The organism is Kitasatospora sp. NPDC096128 (genome assembly GCF_040303105.1).
Classification (GTDB): Bacteria; Actinomycetota; Actinomycetes; order Streptomycetales; family Streptomycetaceae; genus Kitasatospora.
The window spans coordinates 111,640-127,776 of the sequence record NZ_JBEOSP010000003.1 but is presented as its reverse complement, the minus strand read 5'-3'; the positions used below and the strand labels follow the sequence as shown (position 1 = coordinate 127,776).

Here is a 16,137-nt window from a genome sequence, read left to right as displayed (position 1 = left end):
GGGCGCTACCTCGGGTCCAGCCCGTTCGAGAGGAACCAGGGCAGCGGGTCGACCGGCCCGCTGCCCGCCGGCCTGATCTCGAAGTGCAGGTGCGGCCCGGTGCTGTTGCCGCTGCTGCCGACGAAGGCGATCACGTCGCCCTGCTTCACCGGCCCCTTGCGGACCTTGTAACTCCGCAGGTGGCAGTACCAGGCCTCGGTGCCGTCCGGCATCTTCAGCATCGACATGTAGCCGTAGAACGGGTTCCACTGCGTCCGCAGCGTCCCGTCGGTGACGGCGTACACCTCCGAGCCGCCGTCCACCGGGAAGTCGATGCCGGTGTGCTTCCTGGCCCAGTGCTCGCCGGAGGCGCCGAACAGTTCGCCCAGGCCGTGCTGGGCGACCGGCATGACCACCTTGGGCTTGACCGGCTCGGGCGTCGGCTGGGCGGTCGGGGTCGCGGTGGGAGCCGTGGTCGGCGTGCCGTCGCCGGGCTGGGCGCCGGTCAGCGGCTGACGGGCGTCGCCGCGCGAGGCCTGGCTCTGGTCGGTGTGCGCGAGCGCCTGCTGGGCGGTCGGCGGCGCGGCCGCCCGGCCGGGAACGTCGGCCGCCGAGGCCTGCGGCGGCACCCGGTCGGCCTGCTCCTGGACCACCGCGGCGCCCGCCGCCCCGGCGACCCCGAGCGCGGCCACCGAGGGCACCGCGACCCGGAACAGCGCGGCCCGGGTGGCCGCCTTGGCGGCGCCGCGGCGCTGGGCACGGGACTGTTCGCGGGCGGCGAGGCGCAGCTCCGCACGGGTCGGGCGGGCGGCTGCTTCGGGAGCCATCAGGGGCTGCCTCCTCGGTGGGCCTCGGTCACGTCGTCGTGCGAGGTAAACAGGCGTGACTGTAGCCCCACGGTCGACACCCCGGAAAAACCTCCGGTTGTCAAGGGGGCGCACGGGGGGGCGCGCCGTGTCCGTACGGAGGACCCGCCGACAGGAGTACTCACTGGTAGCAAGGCCTGGGCCTGTGACTTTGCCCTCCTCTTGGGAGGGGGCTCGGCCAACCGGGCCGGGTGGCGCTAATCTCCCCTCAGGTCGTTGGTTATCGAGCGTTAACCGCGTCAACCGCGCCCGTGGGCCCACGAGGTCCGGTCGGATGATGGACGACGAGGTCCAGGAGGCAGTGATGAGTGTGTCGGGGCCGATCCGTGTGGTGGTCGCCAAGCCGGGGCTCGACGGTCACGACCGTGGCGCCAAGGTCATCGCGCGCGCCCTGCGCGACGCCGGTATGGAGGTCATCTACACCGGGCTGCACCAGACGCCCGAGCAGGTGGTCGACACCGCGATCCAGGAGGATGCGGACGGCATCGGGCTGTCGATCCTCTCCGGCGCCCACATGACGCTCTGCGCCCGGGTGCTGGAGCTGTTGAAGGAGCGCGACGCGGAGGACATCAAGGTCTTCTGCGGCGGGATCATCCCGGACGAGGACATCGCCGAGCTCAAGGCGATGGGCGTCGCGGACATCTTCACCCCGGGTACGCCCACCCGGGACGTGGTGGCGTGGGTCGAGGCCAACCTGCGGGCGGCGGGCTGAACTCCGGTACTCCGGTACCCGCTGGGCGGGCCGGTCCGTCGCGGACCGGCCCGCTCCGGCGTGTCCGGGCGCCGGCCCGGTCGGGGGTGTCCGGGCGCCGGCCCGCTCGGGGGGGTCCGGGCGCCGGCCCGCTCGGGGGGGTCCGGGCGCCGGCCCGCTCGGGGGTGTCCGGGCGCCGGCCCGGTCGGATCCGCTCACGCCCCCGGTGCGGCCGGGCGCAGCTCGTCGAGCATCGCCGCCCGGAAGCGCAGCGTCCCGGCCAGCCGGGCGAAGGTCTCCGACCAGGCGGAGTCGGGCGAGGCCCCGGCGGCCAGCTCCTCCACCGCGGCGGCCGTCTCCGGGGCGAGCGAGCGTTCCGTCATCCCGAGCACCCCGCTGTGGCTCCACGGGTACGCGCCGGAGGCGGCGGCCCGGGCCAGCGCCGTCACCACGGCGGTGGACAGCGGCGGCGTCCACGGGGTGGTGCAGGCGCCGAGCAGTTGGAAGGCCTCGCCCAGGCCGTGCACCTCGATGAAGGCGGCCGTCCAGGCGGCCCGCTCCTCGGGCGGGAGGACGGCCAGCAGCTTCGCCGGGGCGCCCGTGGCCCGCGCGCCCCGGGCCCGCCCGGCGCCCCGGACGGGCGGGGCGGGGGGCGGGCCGAGCAGCGCCCGTGCCCAGTCGGCGTCGTGCTGGCGCACGGCGGCGCGCGCCCAGGCCTCCCGCAGGTCGTCGGCCCAGCTGCTGCTGGTCTCGTCCAGGCTGTCGCCGACCCGCAGGGCGAGCAGCTGCTCGGGCGTCAGGCCGGTCCTGGCCGGCCAGAGCGACAGCGGCGCGGCGGCCACCACCTCGCCGAACCACCAGGCCCGTTCGCCGCGCCCGGTGGGGGACTTGGGCGTGATGCCGTCGCGCTGCATCCGCTCGTCGCACTCGGCGGGCGGGGTGACCAGCAGGTGGGTGCCGCTCCCGGCGAGCCGGACGGCAGCCCCGGCCCGCTCGGCCATCCGTCCGGCGAGCGCCGAGCCGGGCAGGGTGGAGAGCAGTTCGGCGGCGGTGGCGCGGACGTTCTTGCTGCGGTCGCCCAGGGCGGCCTCCAGGAAGGGCTCGTCGGCGGGGGAGAGGCCGTCCTGGAGGGCGTCCAGGAAGAGCAGCCGGTCCTCGGCGCGCTCGGTGGACCAGGTGCCGCGCAGCAGCTCCAGTCCGGCGGCCGGGTCGCGGCGGCGCAGCAGGGTGAGGTGGGTGACCCGCTCGGCGAACAGGCCCTCGTGCCAGAGCCGGTGGTCGGCGGGGTCGTCCGGCTGCCGGGCCGGCTCGGTGGCGCCGGTGCGCAGGACGAACCGCCAGTCGGGGTTCTGCGCGGCCAGCCAGCGGCCCAGCGGGCCGGCCAACGCGACGGCGTCGGAGCGCAGTTCGCTGCGCGCGCGGGCGGCGTCGAGCAGCCCGGGTATCAGGGCGGCGGGCGGCCGCAGGCCCGCGGCCCGGGCGGTGGTGAGCCACTGCGGCAGCAGCTCGGCCAGGTTGGCCAGGGTGCCGCCGCCGCTGCCGCCGGTGCGGCCGGCGAGCAGGACGGCCAGTCGGCGGGCGGCGGCCTCGGGCAGTTCCGGGCGGGGGTCCTCGGGTGCGGGCGGCCCGGGCGGCTCGGCGGCCGGGACGGGCAGGGCGCCGGCCCGGCGGCGGACGGTGGCCAGCGCGGCCAGTTCCAGCAGGGCGGTGGCCGGGTCGGAGGGGTCCACGGTGTCGGCGAGCGGCAGGGCGGTGGCCGGGAGCGGGCGCCGGTCGGTGCCGAGCAGGGCGCTGGTGCGCAGCGGCTCCCACGGGTCCTGGGTGATGGTCATCGTCGGTTCTCCTGAAACGTCGGGGTCTCCTCGGGCGGGTCCGACAGTTCGCGCGCCCGGCGGGAACTGCCGGACGCGCCCTAGACGGAGGTGAGGCCGACCGGGCGGTGCTCGGCGGTCCAGGCGGTGACCGGGGCGAAGCCCTGGTGGCCGTACTCGCCGAAGACCGTCAGCGGGCGGCCGGTGGAGACCGCGGCCAGCCGCCACAGTGCGGCCTCGGGGACGGCCGAGGGGCGTACCGGGACGGTGTGGTGGCCGTCCGTCAGGTGCCAGCCGGCCGGGGTGCGGACCGGGACGACCCCGGCGAGCACGGTCGGCCAGCTGTCCAGCCACGGGTCGTCGGCCACCGCGGTGCCGTACCCGGCGACCGCCTCGGCGACGGTGAGCCCGGCGGGCGGGGTGGCCGGGCCGGGCCCGGGGGCGCCGTAGCGGGTGCCGAGCGCGGCGCGCAGCGGGCGGGCGCCCGGGTGGTAGGCGAGTTCGGCCTCCAGCAGGTGGCCGGTGGGCAGGGCGAGGTCGGGGGCCTGGCCGGGGCGGCCGAAGGCGAGCAGCAGGGCGAGGCGGCCGGTCTTGGCGCCGCGCAGCCAGACCCGGCGGGTGGTGAGCCGCTCGTCGGAGGTGTCCCGGCTGCCGAGCACCAGCCAGCGGTCCCGGACGGTCGGCCCGGCGAGCACCTCGGCGGCGTCCACGGTGTAGCCGACTCGGGCGCGGACGGTGGCGGCCAGGTCGGGCGGCAGTTCGTCGACCCGGGTGGCGGCGGTGGCGAGCAGGTGCAGCAGTGCGTACTCCTCCAGCAGCCGGTCCTCCGGCAGGGTGTCCAACTCCCGCACCCGGGTGGCGAGTCCGGAGGCCTGGGCGTCGACCATCCGGGCCGCGACCTCCTCCCAGGGGCCGGCTGTGGACTGGTCGGCCAGGCCGTGCCGGATCCGGTCGGCGAGCCGCAGCCGCAGTTCGGCCGCGCCGGCCGCGACCCGGGCGCCGCGCTTCTCGGCCCGGCGGCGGGCGGCCTCCGGGTCGACCGGGGCGCTCGCGCGCTTCTCGGCCCGCTCCTGGCGGGCCCGGAGCCATTCGTCCGCCCAGTCGGCGGGCCGGCCGGCCGGTACGGCCTCGGGGGCGCCGCTCCACAGCAGGAGGAGCCCGAGCGCGTGCTTGCACGGGAACTTCCGGCTGGGGCAGCTGCACTGGTAGGCGGGCGTGGCGAGTTCGACCACGGTGCGGTACGGCGTGCGGCCGCTGCCCCGGCACTCGCCCCACAGGGCGGTGCCGTCGGTGCCCGTCCCGGACCAGGGCGCGGGTGAGGACAGCTTGCCCGCGGCCTTCTGCGACGCGGCGTCAGGGGCCAGGGACAGGACGTGTTCGGTGCTCCAGCGTTCCTCCATGCGACCGACGGTAGGCGGGGGCACTGACAGCGGCTGACGGCCCGTCCGCCTCCCGTCCGCCGCCCGCCCGGCGGTTGTCAGTGCCGCGTTGCAGGCTTGGTTCCACAGGCCGGGACGCCGACCTGGCTCCCCCCGATCACCCTGTCGCCGGGCACCCGTGCGCCCGGCGGCCGACCTCAAGGAGCTCCCATGACCGACGTTCTGCGGCAGCACGCCGAGGACGCGTTCGCCGGCGAACTGGCCGCGCTGGCCGCGCAGGACGACCGTCCGCGCCCCGAGCGCTGGAAGCTCTCGCCCTGGGCCGTGGCGACCTACCTGCTCGGCGGCGAGCTGCCGGACGGCACCCGGATCACCCCCAAGTACATCGGCCCGCGCCGCGTCGTCGAGGTCGCCGTCACCACCCTGGCGACGGACCGCGCGCTGCTGCTGCTCGGCGTGCCCGGCACCGCGAAGACCTGGGTGTCCGAGCACCTGGCCGCCGCGATCAGCGGCGACTCCACGCTGCTGGTGCAGGGCACCGCGGGCACTCCCGAGGAGGCCGTCCGGTACGGCTGGAACTACGCCCAGCTGCTCGCCCACGGCCCCAGCCGGGATGCCCTGGTGCCCTCGCCGCTGATGCGGGCGATGGCGGACGGCAAGCTCGCCCGGATCGAGGAGCTCACCCGCATCCCGGCCGACGTGCAGGACAGTCTGATCACCATCCTGTCCGAGAAGACGCTGCCGGTGCCGGAGTTGGGCGGCGAGACCCAGGCCGTGCGCGGCTTCAACGTGATCGCCACCGCCAACGACCGCGACCGCGGCGTCAACGAGCTGTCCAGCGCGCTGCGCCGCCGCTTCAACACCGTGGTGCTGCCGCTGCCCGGCTCGCTGGAGGAGGAGGTGGACATCGTCACCCGCCGGGTCAGCCAGCTCGGCCGCTCCCTCGACCTGCCCGAACTGCCGGGCGGCGCCGAGGAGATCAGGCGCGTGGTGACGGTCTTCCGGGAGCTGCGGGCCGGCCTCACCGTCGACGGCCGGACGAAGGTCAAGACCCCGAGCGGCACCCTCTCCACCGCCGAGGCGATCTCGGTGGTGACCAACGGACTCGCCCTGGCCGCCCACTTCGGCGACGGCGTGCTGCGCGCCGGGGACGTGACGGCCGGCATCCTCGGCGCGGTCGTCCGCGACCCGGTGGCGGACCGGGCGGTGTGGCGCGAGTACGTCGAAGGGGTGGTGCGCGAGCGCGACGGCTGGAAGGACTTCTACCGCGCGGCCCGCGAGGTGACCGCGTGACCTCGGAGGTCGCCCTGCTGGGCATCCGGCACCACGGCCCCGGGTCGGCCCGGGCGGTGGCCGCCGCGCTGGCGCAGTGGCAGCCGGACGCGGTGCTGATCGAGGGCCCGCCGGAGGCCGACGCCGTGGTCCACCTCGCGGCCGGGAAGGACCTGGTGCCGCCGGTCGCCCTGCTCGCCCACGCGGTGGACGACCCGGCGCGGGCCGCGTTCTGGCCGTACGCCGAGTTCTCCCCGGAGTGGGTGGCGATCCGCCACGCCGTGGACCACGACCTGCCGGTCCGCTTCATCGACCTGCCCGCCGCGTACGGCTTCGCGCCGACCGCCGACGAGCAGGCCGAGAAGCCCGAGGAGCCCGAGGAGCAGGCCGAGAAGCCCGAGGAGACCGCCGCCGACCCGCTGGCGCTGCTCGCCGAGGCCGCCGGCCACGACGACCCGGAGCGCTGGTGGGAGGACGTGGTCGAGCACCGTGCCCCCGGTGCGGACGCGCTGGCGCCGTTCGCGGCCGTCGCCGAGGCGATGGCCGCACTGCGCGCCGAGGGGCTCGGCGAGTCCCGCCGGGACGATCTGCGCGAGGCCCACATGCGCCAGCAGATCCGGGCCGCCCGGCGCGCCGGGCACCGCCGGATCGCCGTGGTCTGCGGCGCCTTCCACGTGCCCGCGCTGGCGACCATGCCCACCGTCGCCCATGACCGGGCGCTGCTCGCCGGGCTGCCGAAGAAGGTGCGGACGGACATCACCTGGATCCCGTGGACGCACCGCCGGCTCTCCCAGGCCGCCGGCTACGGCGCGGGCGTCCAGTCGCCCGGCTGGTACCACCACCTGTTCAGCACCGAGGGCGACCCGGTGCCGCGCTGGCTCACCCGGGCCGCCGAACTGCTGCGCGCCGAGGACCACCCGGTCTCCTCCGCCCACGTGATCGAGGCGGTCCGGCTCGCCGAGACCCTCGCGGTGCTGCGCGGCCGCCCGCTCGCCGGGCTGACCGAGACCCTCGACGCCGTCCGCGCGGTGCTCTGCGAGGGCTCGGACGTCGCCCTGGAACTCGTCCGGGACCGCCTGGTGGTCGGCGACGCGCTCGGCGAGGTGCCGGACGCCGCCCCGGCGGTGCCGCTGCAGCGCGACCTGGCCCGGCTGCAGCGCTCGCTGCGGCTCAAGCCGGAGGCCGCGCCCCGGGACCTCGACCTCGACCTGCGCAAGGACACCGACGCGGCCCGCTCCCGGTTGCTGCACCGGCTGCGGCTGCTGGGCGTCGAGTGGGGCGTGCCGGCCCGTTCGTCGGTCCACTCCACCGGGACCTTCCGGGAGAGCTGGCGGCTGTGCTGGCAGCCGGAGTTCGCGGTCCGGATCGCCGAGGCCGCCCAGTGGGGCACCACGGTGGAGGAGGCCGCCGTCGGCAAGGCGGTCGGCACCGCCCGCGCGGCCGTCGAACTCGCCGAGCTGACCGGCCTGGTGGAGACCTGCCTGCTGGCCGGGCTGTCCGGTGCGCTGCCCGCCGTGATGCGGGTGCTGGCCGACTGCGCGGCCCTGGACACCGATGTCGCGCACCTGGCGGGCGCGCTGCCCGCGTTGGTCCGGGCGCTGCGCTACGGCGACGTGCGCGGCACCGACCACGGTGCGCTGGCCGGGGCCGCGGCGGGACTGGCCGAGCGGGTCTGCGTCGGACTGCCGCCCGCCTGCGTCGGTCTGGACGCCGAGAGCGCGGCGGCGATGCGGGCCCGGATCGACGAGGTGCACGGCGCGATCGCCCTGCTCGGCCCGGCCGCAGCCGGTGACGCCGCGGGCACCGAGGGCCTGGCCGACCGCTGGGCCGCCGCCCTGCGCTCGCTGGCCCGCCGCGAGCCCGCCGGCGGGCCGGCCACCGGCGCCCCCGGCCTGCTGCGCGGCCGCGCCGTCCGGCTGCTGCTGGACGACGGCCGGCTCGACTCCGAGGAGGCCGGCCGCCGGCTCCGGCTGGTGCTGTCGGTGGCCAACGCCCCGGCGGACGCGGCCGGTTGGGTCGAGGGCTTCCTCACCGGCGGCGGCGCCCTGCTGCTGCACGACCCCCGGCTGCTCGCCCTGCTGGACGAGTGGCTCGGCGGGGTCGGCGGCGAGGTCTTCACCGACGTCCTGCCGCTGCTGCGGCGCACCTTCGCCGGGCTGGAGGCGGGGGTGCGCACCACCATCGGCGGCCGGGTCGCGGCCGGTCCGCTGGACGTCGCCCCGGCGCCGCCCGAGGCGGCCGGCGCCCTCGACCCGGACCGCGCCGACGCGGCCGTCCCGGTGATGGCCCTGCTGCTCGGGGTCCGTCCGCGGATCCCCCGCCAGGCCACCGGCCGCGACACCTGACACCGGCCGAACCACCCCGACCCATCCGCCGTACCAGGAGGACCCGATGGCAGCGACCCCCACCGACGAACGGCTGCGCCGCTGGCGCCTGGTGCTCGGCGGCGAGGCCGACGGCACCGGCTGCACCCTGCGCGGCCGCGACGCCGCGATGGACGGCGCCCTCGCCGCGCTCTACCGGGGCGCCCCCGAGGAGGGCGCCCGGGCGCCCCGCGGCGGCCGGCGCAGTGCCGGGCTGGGCGGCTCGGCCCCGCAGGTGGCCCGCTGGCTGGGTGACATCCGCGAGTACTTCCCGTCCACCGTCGTCCAGTTGATGCAGCAGGACGCGATCTCCCGGCTCGGCCTGGACCGGCTGCTGCTGGAGCCGGAGATGCTGGAGGCCGTCGAGCCGGACGTCCACCTGGTCGGCACCCTGCTGTCGCTCAAGCACGCGCTGCCCGAGACCACCCGGGAGTCCGCCCGGGCCGTGGTCGGCAAGGTGGTGGCCGACCTGGAGCGCCGGCTGGCCGACCGGACCAGGGCCACCCTGGGCGGCGCCCTGGACCGCAGCGCCCGGGTGAACCGGCCGCGCCACCGGGACATCGACTGGGACCGGACGATCCGGGCCAACCTGAAGAACTACCTGCCCGAGCACGGAACCGTGGTGCCCGAGCGGCTGGTCGGCTACGCCCGCGCCCAGCGCGCGGTGAAGAAGGACGTCATCCTCTGCATCGACCAGTCCGGCTCGATGGCGCCGTCCGTCGTCCACTCGGCGGTGTTCGGCGCGGTGCTCGCCTCGATGCGCAGCCTGGACACCCGGCTGGTCGTCTTTGACACCTCGGTGGTCGACCTCACCGAGCAGCTGACCGACCCGGTGGACGTGCTGTTCGCCACCCGGCTCGGCGGCGGCACCGACATCAACCGGGCGCTCGCCTACTGCCAGTCGAGGATCACCCGGCCGTCCGAGACCGTCGTGGTGCTGATCAGCGACCTGTACGAGGGCGGCATCCGGGACGGCATGCTGCGGCGGGTCGCCGCCATGAAGGCGGCCGGTGTCCAGTTCGTCGCGCTGCTCGCGCTCTCCGACGAGGGCGCCCCCGCGTACGACCACGCCCACGCCGCCGCGCTGGCCGCGCTCGGCGCCCCGGCCTTCGCCTGCACCCCGGACGCCTTCCCCGAGATCATGGCGGCGGCGATCGAGAAGCGGCCGATCCCGCGGCGCCTGATGAAGGGCGCTGACCAGGGGGTGTGACGACTTCACTCGAACGTGTGAATCACTCGATCGGTGGACCGCGGGTCCGTCCGACGGTCGAGGGGATATCTGTGACGGTTCTCACCCATGACGGACAGGCCCCGGGCGGAACAGTCCCGTCCCACGGGGATAACCTGCCAGACGGACGTGACGCGCGTGTTGATTGACGTGTGCGCCCGTGGCTGTGTGGGCCGCAAGGCCGTACCTCTGCGTACCCGCACCGCTTCGACGACCCGCAGCGAAGATCCTGCCGTGGCACGCTCGTAGAGACACAATCCGCGACCACGAACAAGGACAAACACGTGGACCTGTTCGAGTACCAGGCGAGGGACCTCTTCGCCAAGCACGGCGTGCCCGTGCTTGACGGCGATGTCATCGAGACCGCCGCAGACGCTGCCGCCATCGCGGAGCGCTTCGGCGGCCGTGCCGTCGTCAAGGCTCAGGTGAAGGTGGGTGGCCGAGGCAAGGCCGGTGGCGTCAAGCTCGCCGCCGACCCGGCCGACGCCGTCGCCAAGGCCGAGCAGATCCTCGGCATGGACATCAAGGGCCACACCGTTCACAAGGTGATGCTGGCCCAGACCGCGGACATCAAGGACGAGTACTACGTCTCGTTCCTGCTGGACCGCACCAACCGCACCTTCCTGGCGATGGCCAGCGTCGAGGGCGGCGTGGAGATCGAGGTCGTCGCCGAGCAGAACCCCGACGCGCTCGCCAAGATCCCGGTCGACGCCAACGAGGGCTGCACCCCGGAGAAGGCCGCCGAGATCGTCGCCGCGGCGAAGTTCCCGGCCGAGGTCGCCGACCAGGTCGCCGACGTCCTCCAGAAGCTGTGGACCGTCTTCATCAAGGAGGACGCCCTCCTCGTCGAGGTCAACCCGCTGATCAAGTCCGGCGAGGGCAAGATCATCGCGCTCGACGGCAAGGTCTCCCTGGACGAGAACGCCGAGTTCCGTCAGCCCGAGCACGAGGCGCTCGAGGACAAGGCCGCGGCCAACCCGCTGGAGGCCGCCGCCAAGGCCAAGGGCCTGAACTACGTCAAGCTCGACGGCCAGGTCGGCATCATCGGCAACGGCGCGGGCCTCGTCATGAGCACCCTCGACGTGGTCGCCTACGCCGGTGAGAACCACGGCGGCGTCAAGCCCGCCAACTTCCTCGACATCGGTGGCGGCGCCTCCGCCGAGGTCATGGCGAACGGCCTGGAGATCATCCTCGGCGACCCCGACGTCAAGTCGGTCTTCGTCAACGTCTTCGGCGGCATCACCGCCTGTGACGCGGTCGCCAACGGCATCGTGCAGGCCCTCGCGCTCCTCGAGAGCAAGGGCGAGAACGTCAGCAAGCCGCTGGTCGTCCGCCTGGACGGCAACAACGCGGAGCTGGGTCGCAAGATCCTCGACGACGCCAACCACCCGCTGGTCCAGCGCGTGGACACCATGGACGGCGCCGCTGACCGCGCCGCCGAGCTGGCCAACAAGTAAGGAAGGGGACTTAACACCATGGCTATCTTCCTTACCAAGGACAGCAAGGTCATCGTCCAGGGCATGACCGGCGCCGAGGGCATGAAGCACACCCGCCGCATGCTCGCCTCCGGCACCCAGATCGTCGGCGGTGTCAACCCGCGCAAGGCCGGCACCACGGTCGACGTCGACGGCACCGAGATCCCGGTCTTCGGCTCCGTCGCCGAGGCGATGAAGGAGACCGGCGCCGACGTCTCGGTCCTCTTCGTGCCGCCGGCGTTCACCAAGGCCGCCGTCATCGAGGCCATCGACGCCGAGATCGGCCTGGCCGTCGTGATCACCGAGGGCGTCCCGGTGCACGACACCGCCGCCTTCTGGGCGTACGCCGGTTCGAAGGGCAACAAGACCCGGATCATCGGCCCGAACTGCCCCGGCCTGATCAGCCCCGGACAGTCGAACGCCGGCATCATCCCGGCCGACATCACCACCTCGGGCAAGATCGGTCTGGTCTCGAAGTCGGGCACCCTGACCTACCAGCTCATGTACGAGCTGCGCGACATCGGCTTCTCCTCGGCCGTGGGCATCGGCGGTGACCCGGTCATCGGGACCACCCACATCGACGCCCTCAAGGCTTTCCAGGAGGACCCGGAGACCGAGATCATCGTCATGATCGGTGAGATCGGCGGCGACGCCGAGGAGCGTGCTGCGGCCTACATCGCCGAGCACGTCACCAAGCCGGTCGTCGGCTACGTCGCGGGCTTCACCGCCCCCGAGGGCAAGACCATGGGCCACGCCGGCGCCATCGTCTCCGGCTCCTCGGGCACCGCCCAGGCGAAGAAGGAGGCCCTCGAGGCCGCCGGTGTCAAGGTCGGCAAGACGCCGTCCGAGACCGCCCGCCTGGCCCGCGAGATCATCGCCGGCTGACCCCGGTCACCCGCGCGGTGAGCGCCCCCGCCCCCTGTGGGGCGGGGGCGCTCGCCGTTCCGGCGCCGATCGGCGCGTCAGTGCCCCGGCCTGGTGGCACACGGCAGCGGGGACCACGCCGGGCAGGCCGCCGGGTCCTGCTGCGGCGGCGGGGCCGCGCCCCGGGCCGCGACCGGCAGCTCCCAGCGCGCGACCGCCTGCGCCTGCGGCTCCGCCACCACCGCCTCCAGCCCCGGCGTCGGACTGCACCACAGGCTGGTGATGCCGTTCGGCGCCCCGCCCGGCAGCAGCGGCACGCCCGGTTCCGCCACCTCCGCCGTCGGGGCCGGCACGCAGAGCACTGGGACGGGCTGGTCCGGCCGGTGGAACAGCGCCGCCGGACGCAGCCCCGCGAGGGTCGCCACCGTCGCCCCGCCCACCGCCACCGTCAGCAGCACCGCGGCGCCCGTCCGGCTCGCCGTCCCCAACCGGTGCTTGGCCCGCAGCACCGGCACCGGCGCCCGGTGCGGCTCCGGGCAGCCCCGCACCGCGGCCCGGTGCAGCAGCCCGCTCAGCCCGTCCGCGAAGCCCGGTGCCTCCGGATCCGGCCCCACCAGGTCCGGCACCCACTGGGCCAGCGCCGCCCGGGCCGTCCACACCCGCCCCTCGGCCGCCGCCAGCGTCGACTCCACCTCCACCGCGACCGCCGCCGCCGGCAGCCCCAGCCCGTCGTGCAGCACCAGCGCTCGCCGCTGCGGCCGCGACAGCCGCCGCAGGGCCTTCAGCAGCGCCTTGTCCCGGTCGGTCAGCCGGTCGTGGTCCGGCAGCACCGACTGCGCCTCGTCGGCCGGCCGCACCCGGATCCGCCGGTGCGGCAGTGTCCACGCGTGCGCCCGCCGGGGCCCGCCCCGGTGCCACGGCGACAGCGCCAGCTCGCAGGCCCGCACCCGCACCCAGCCCTCCGGATCGCCCGACCCGACCACCCCGCCCCAGTCCTGCCGGGCCTCCCCGAACGCCCGCCGCACGCAGTGCACCGCCCGGTGGCGGCAGGTCGTCAGCAGGAACACCTGCTGCACCAGCCGGGTGTGCGCGGCCTCGTACAGCTCCTCGAAGCTCTCGGTCAGGTCCCGCCCGTGGCCCGCCTCGGTGAGGGCGGCACTGATCCGCTCGCGGGCTTCGGGGGTGCTCCCGGGGTCAGCGTCCGCGGGCTCCCGGACCTCGGCCGGGGCCGGTGCCAGGGGCGGCTCGGGCCGGGCGGGGCGCCGCTCCGCCGGCGGCTCCGGCGCGGCAGCGGGAGTGGAGACGGCGGACGGCTCCGGCTGCGCCGGCCCGCGGTCGGCGCCCGGCCTCCGTTCGGTGTCGGGCCTTCGCTCGTCCCCCCGCGGTCCGTGCGCGCCGTCCGCCGGACGGTGGCGCCGGCCCTGCTGCTTGCCCGTCCCGGGCGCCGCCGGGGCGCCGGGGTCGCCGTTCGGCGTGGATCGGCCGGGGCCGGTGCCCACGCCGGGGGAGCGGTGGCGTCGGTCGCCGTCGGTGCCGGGTTTCCCGCCGGTCGGGGTGGTCTTGGTCATGCCGCTGCGTTCTCCCGGGGCTGTGGGGGCCACTCGCGTGCGGTTGCTGTCGGTGGGGGCGGCCGGGGGGCGCCTGCCCGGGCCGGTGGGGGGTGCGGTCCTGATCAGGGCGATGGCGGCGGCTTCGGTGGGGCAGCCGAGTTTGCGCATGGCCCGGTGGAGATAACTGCGGGCGGTCGCGGTGGTGACGCCGAGTGCGGCGGCGGTGTGATCGAGGCCGTGGCCGGCGGCCAGGTGGGCGAGGGCCTGGGCCTCACGGGGGGTCAGCTTCCCCAGCGGATCGGTGGCGCGGGTGGGTGGCGTGGTCATCAGACGCTCCTGGCCGGGGCGGTGGCGGCTTGGGGGCAGGGTCTGAAAAGGCGCATAAGACAATAATCTGGGACACGGCGGCGGTTTGCCGGTTCACGGAGCATGGCGAGTCGCCTTGGCACCATGAGGCGCATGACGCAGCTGATGGGCCGTCCGCTCCTGGAAGTGTCGGGCGAATTGGGCGGACGCCCGGTGCTGGCCGACCTGTTGGCGGGGGTGCGGACGGCGCTGGTCGGTCTCGCGGTGGTCGGGGTGCCGGTGCTCGGGCTCTGGGTGGCGACGCCGTACGCGGATTCCGACGCCGCGGGTGCCACCCGGTTGGCGGGTGCGCTCTGGCTGCTCGGGCACGGCGCGCCGGTGCTGCGCGGCGCCGCGGACGCCCCGCTGACGGTCACTCCGCTGTTGCTCGGCGCCTTGGCCGTGCTGCGGCTGTACCGGGCGGGCGCCGGGGTGGCGGCGCGGCGGGGGCTGCGGTCGCGCTGGGGCGGCCCGCTGGCGCTGTGGGCGGGGTACTGCGCGGTCGCGGTCGCGGTCGCGCTGCACTGCGCGGGTGCCGGGCTGTTCCACAGCCGGGTGCTGCCGGACCTGCTGGTGGTGGGCCTGCTGGCCGCGCTGGCGACGGCGGCGGGCGTACGGTCCGTCGGGGCGTCGGTGATCGACGCCGAGCCGCTGTTCGACCGGCTCCCGCCGGGCTGGCGGCCGACCGGCGGCACGTCCGTGGTGGGCCGGGCGGCGGGTGCGGCCGCGGCGGGCCTGGTCGCGGCGGGCGGGGTGCTGGTGGCGGTGGCGGCGGTGCTGGACGCGGTGGTCGGCGGTGGGCGCGGGACGGCGCTGCTCGGGGGCGGGCCCGCCGCGCTGGTCGGGCTGCTGCTGGTCACCGTGGCGCTGCTGCCGAACGCGGTGTTGTGGGGCGCCGCGTACGCGCTGGGCCCGGGATTCGAGGTCGGCGCCGGGTCGCTGGTGTCGCCGGGCGGGACGCGGCTCGGCCCGGTGCCGGACTTCCCGCTGTTCGCCCTGTTGCCCCAGGAGGGCCCGGGCGGCTGGCGGCTGGCGGCGCTGCTGCTGCCGCTGCTGGCGGGGCTGGTGCCCGCGGTCCTGCTGGGCCGCGCGGCGGCGGGTCGCCGGGGTGCGGCGGGCGGCGCCGAGCCGTGGCCGCCCGCGGCGACGGCGACGGCGGCCCTGGCGGCCGCGCTGCTGGTCGGTGCCGGGGCGGCGGTGCTGGGCTGGCTGTCCGGCGGGGCGGTGGCGGCCGAGCGGATGGCCCGGCTGGGGCCGGTGCCGTGGTGGACGGGCCTGGCGGCGGCGGGCTGGCTCGCCCTGGTGGCGGTGCCGGGCGCTCTGCTGGTCCGGTACCGCGTGCTCGGCCCCGGGGCGGCCGGGGATCCGGTCGAGGACCCGTCCGAGGCGGCGGGCCCGGCCGGGGCCCCGGCGGCCGGGCAGGGCGCGTACGCCCGGCTCGCGATCCGTGCGCACCGGAGCGCCCTGCGGCTGCGCGCCGGGGCGTACGTCCTGGTGCTGCGGCTGTCCGGTCGGCGCCCCGCCGACTGACCGCCGGCCGGCCCGAGCCGGGCCGCTGCCGCGCGGTCCCGCTACTCCGAGTTCCCGCTGAAGTCCACGTACCACTGCGGCGCGTACCGGTCGCAGTTCTCGGCGCCGACGTTGGTCAGCGAGTCCCGCACGCAGGTCATGTAGTCCCGGTAGTGGATGCTCAGCCCGATCACCGAGGTGGCGACCACGACGGTCATCGCGCCGGTGAGGATCCCGGCGAGCGCGGCCGGGGTGAGCGGGTTCGGGGCCGGGGCGCCGACGGGGCCGCCGACGGCCACGGCCGCCGCCGGGGCGGCCGAGGGCCGCTTGGCCCGGAGCGCGCCGACGCCCCAGGCGATGCCGAGCAGACCGACCAGCAGCGCGATCCAGTGGAAGCCCGCGAACAGGCAGACCAGCGCGAAGGGTCCGGCCAGCGCGGCGTTGCGGGCCTTGCGGTGGGCCGGGTCGGTCGGGTCCAGCCGGGGTGGCGGCGGGGCCTGGGGGCGACGGCCGGGGCCGCCCTCGCCGGGGCCCTGCCCCCACTGCGGCGGGAACGGCGGGCGGTCGCCGTGCTGCTCGCCGCCCGGGCCGCCGGCCTGGCCGCCGTTGCCGGCCTGGCCGCCGTTGCCGTCCTGGCCCGGCCAGGGGCTGCGCGGCCGCCACGGCTGGTCCGGGGCGTCCGCGGGCGGCGGCGCGAAGGGGTTGCGCTCGTCGGGGTCGTCGCCGCTGCTCATGGGTTCAGCCGTTCCTTCTCGGTCGGGGCTCGTGCGGAGGGTCGCGCCCGCGGGCGGTCTCCTCCGCCCCA

The 16,137-nt window shown here is 76.2% G+C and carries 12 protein-coding genes; 7 read left to right on the top strand and 5 right to left on the bottom strand.

Features of this window, described 5'->3' with window-relative positions:
- Positions 1-5: 5 nt before the first annotated feature.
- A complete protein-coding gene (locus ABTY61_RS04975; RefSeq protein ID WP_350503521.1) occupies positions 6-806 on the bottom strand; it encodes a M23 family metallopeptidase in 801 nt (266 codons plus the stop codon).
- Between the two features lie 343 nt (positions 807-1,149).
- On the opposite strand from ABTY61_RS04975, the gene icmB reads away from it, so the two are divergent.
- On the top strand, positions 1,150-1,557 hold the full coding sequence (gene icmB, locus ABTY61_RS04970; RefSeq protein WP_350503520.1) for a coenzyme B12-dependent isobutyryl CoA mutase small subunit: 408 nt from the start codon (positions 1,150-1,152) through the stop codon (positions 1,555-1,557).
- Positions 1,558-1,751: 194 nt separating this feature from the next.
- Here icmB and ABTY61_RS04965 read toward each other — a convergent pair whose 3' ends face one another.
- Together ABTY61_RS04965 and ABTY61_RS04960 are read right to left on the bottom strand one after the other, a co-directional pair.
- Positions 1,752-3,368 (bottom strand): DUF5691 domain-containing protein, encoded by a 1,617-nt coding sequence (locus tag ABTY61_RS04965; protein WP_350503519.1) that lies wholly within the window; start codon positions 3,366-3,368, stop codon positions 1,752-1,754.
- Between the two features lie 80 nt (positions 3,369-3,448).
- Positions 3,449-4,747: an SWIM zinc finger family protein gene (locus tag ABTY61_RS04960; protein ID WP_350503518.1), complete on the bottom strand. Its 1,299-nt coding sequence runs from the start codon at positions 4,745-4,747 to the stop codon at positions 3,449-3,451.
- Between the two features lie 189 nt (positions 4,748-4,936).
- Here ABTY61_RS04960 and ABTY61_RS04955 point away from each other — a divergent pair, with 189 nt between their 5' ends.
- From ABTY61_RS04955 to sucD, 5 genes are all read left to right on the top strand, one after another.
- Positions 4,937-6,019: an ATP-binding protein gene (locus ABTY61_RS04955; protein WP_350503517.1), complete on the top strand. Its 1,083-nt coding sequence runs from the start codon at positions 4,937-4,939 to the stop codon at positions 6,017-6,019.
- Positions 5,977-8,343, top strand: coding sequence for a DUF5682 family protein (locus tag ABTY61_RS04950; protein ID WP_502895227.1), 2,367 nt, complete (start codon positions 5,977-5,979; stop codon positions 8,341-8,343). Before ABTY61_RS04955 ends, ABTY61_RS04950 begins: the two co-directional genes overlap by 43 nt.
- A 46-nt stretch (positions 8,344-8,389) precedes the next feature.
- Positions 8,390-9,571, top strand: a complete 1,182-nt coding sequence (locus tag ABTY61_RS04945) for a VWA domain-containing protein (protein WP_350503515.1) — start codon at positions 8,390-8,392, stop codon at positions 9,569-9,571.
- Between the two features lie 302 nt (positions 9,572-9,873).
- Positions 9,874-11,046, top strand: coding sequence for an ADP-forming succinate--CoA ligase subunit beta (gene sucC / locus ABTY61_RS04940; protein ID WP_350503514.1), 1,173 nt, complete (start codon positions 9,874-9,876; stop codon positions 11,044-11,046).
- An 18-nt stretch (positions 11,047-11,064) separates the two neighbouring features.
- Positions 11,065-11,949, top strand: coding sequence for a succinate--CoA ligase subunit alpha (sucD, locus tag ABTY61_RS04935; protein ID WP_350503513.1), 885 nt, complete (start codon positions 11,065-11,067; stop codon positions 11,947-11,949).
- Positions 11,950-12,026: 77 nt separating this feature from the next.
- On the opposite strand, the gene ABTY61_RS04930 is transcribed toward sucD, so the two are convergent.
- Positions 12,027-13,805, bottom strand: coding sequence for a LuxR C-terminal-related transcriptional regulator (locus ABTY61_RS04930; protein ID WP_350503512.1), 1,779 nt, complete (start codon positions 13,803-13,805; stop codon positions 12,027-12,029).
- Between the two features lie 132 nt (positions 13,806-13,937).
- Here ABTY61_RS04930 and ABTY61_RS04925 point away from each other — a divergent pair, with 132 nt between their 5' ends.
- The gene (locus ABTY61_RS04925) at positions 13,938-15,353 is read left to right on the top strand and encodes a cell division protein PerM (protein WP_350503511.1); all 1,416 of its coding nucleotides are present in this window, start codon (positions 13,938-13,940) and stop codon (positions 15,351-15,353) included.
- Positions 15,354-15,394: 41 nt separating this feature from the next.
- On the opposite strand, the gene ABTY61_RS04920 is transcribed toward ABTY61_RS04925, so the two are convergent.
- A complete protein-coding gene (locus tag ABTY61_RS04920) occupies positions 15,395-16,066 on the bottom strand; it encodes a hypothetical protein (protein ID WP_350503510.1) in 672 nt (223 codons plus the stop codon).
- Positions 16,067-16,137: the final 71 nt, after the last annotated feature.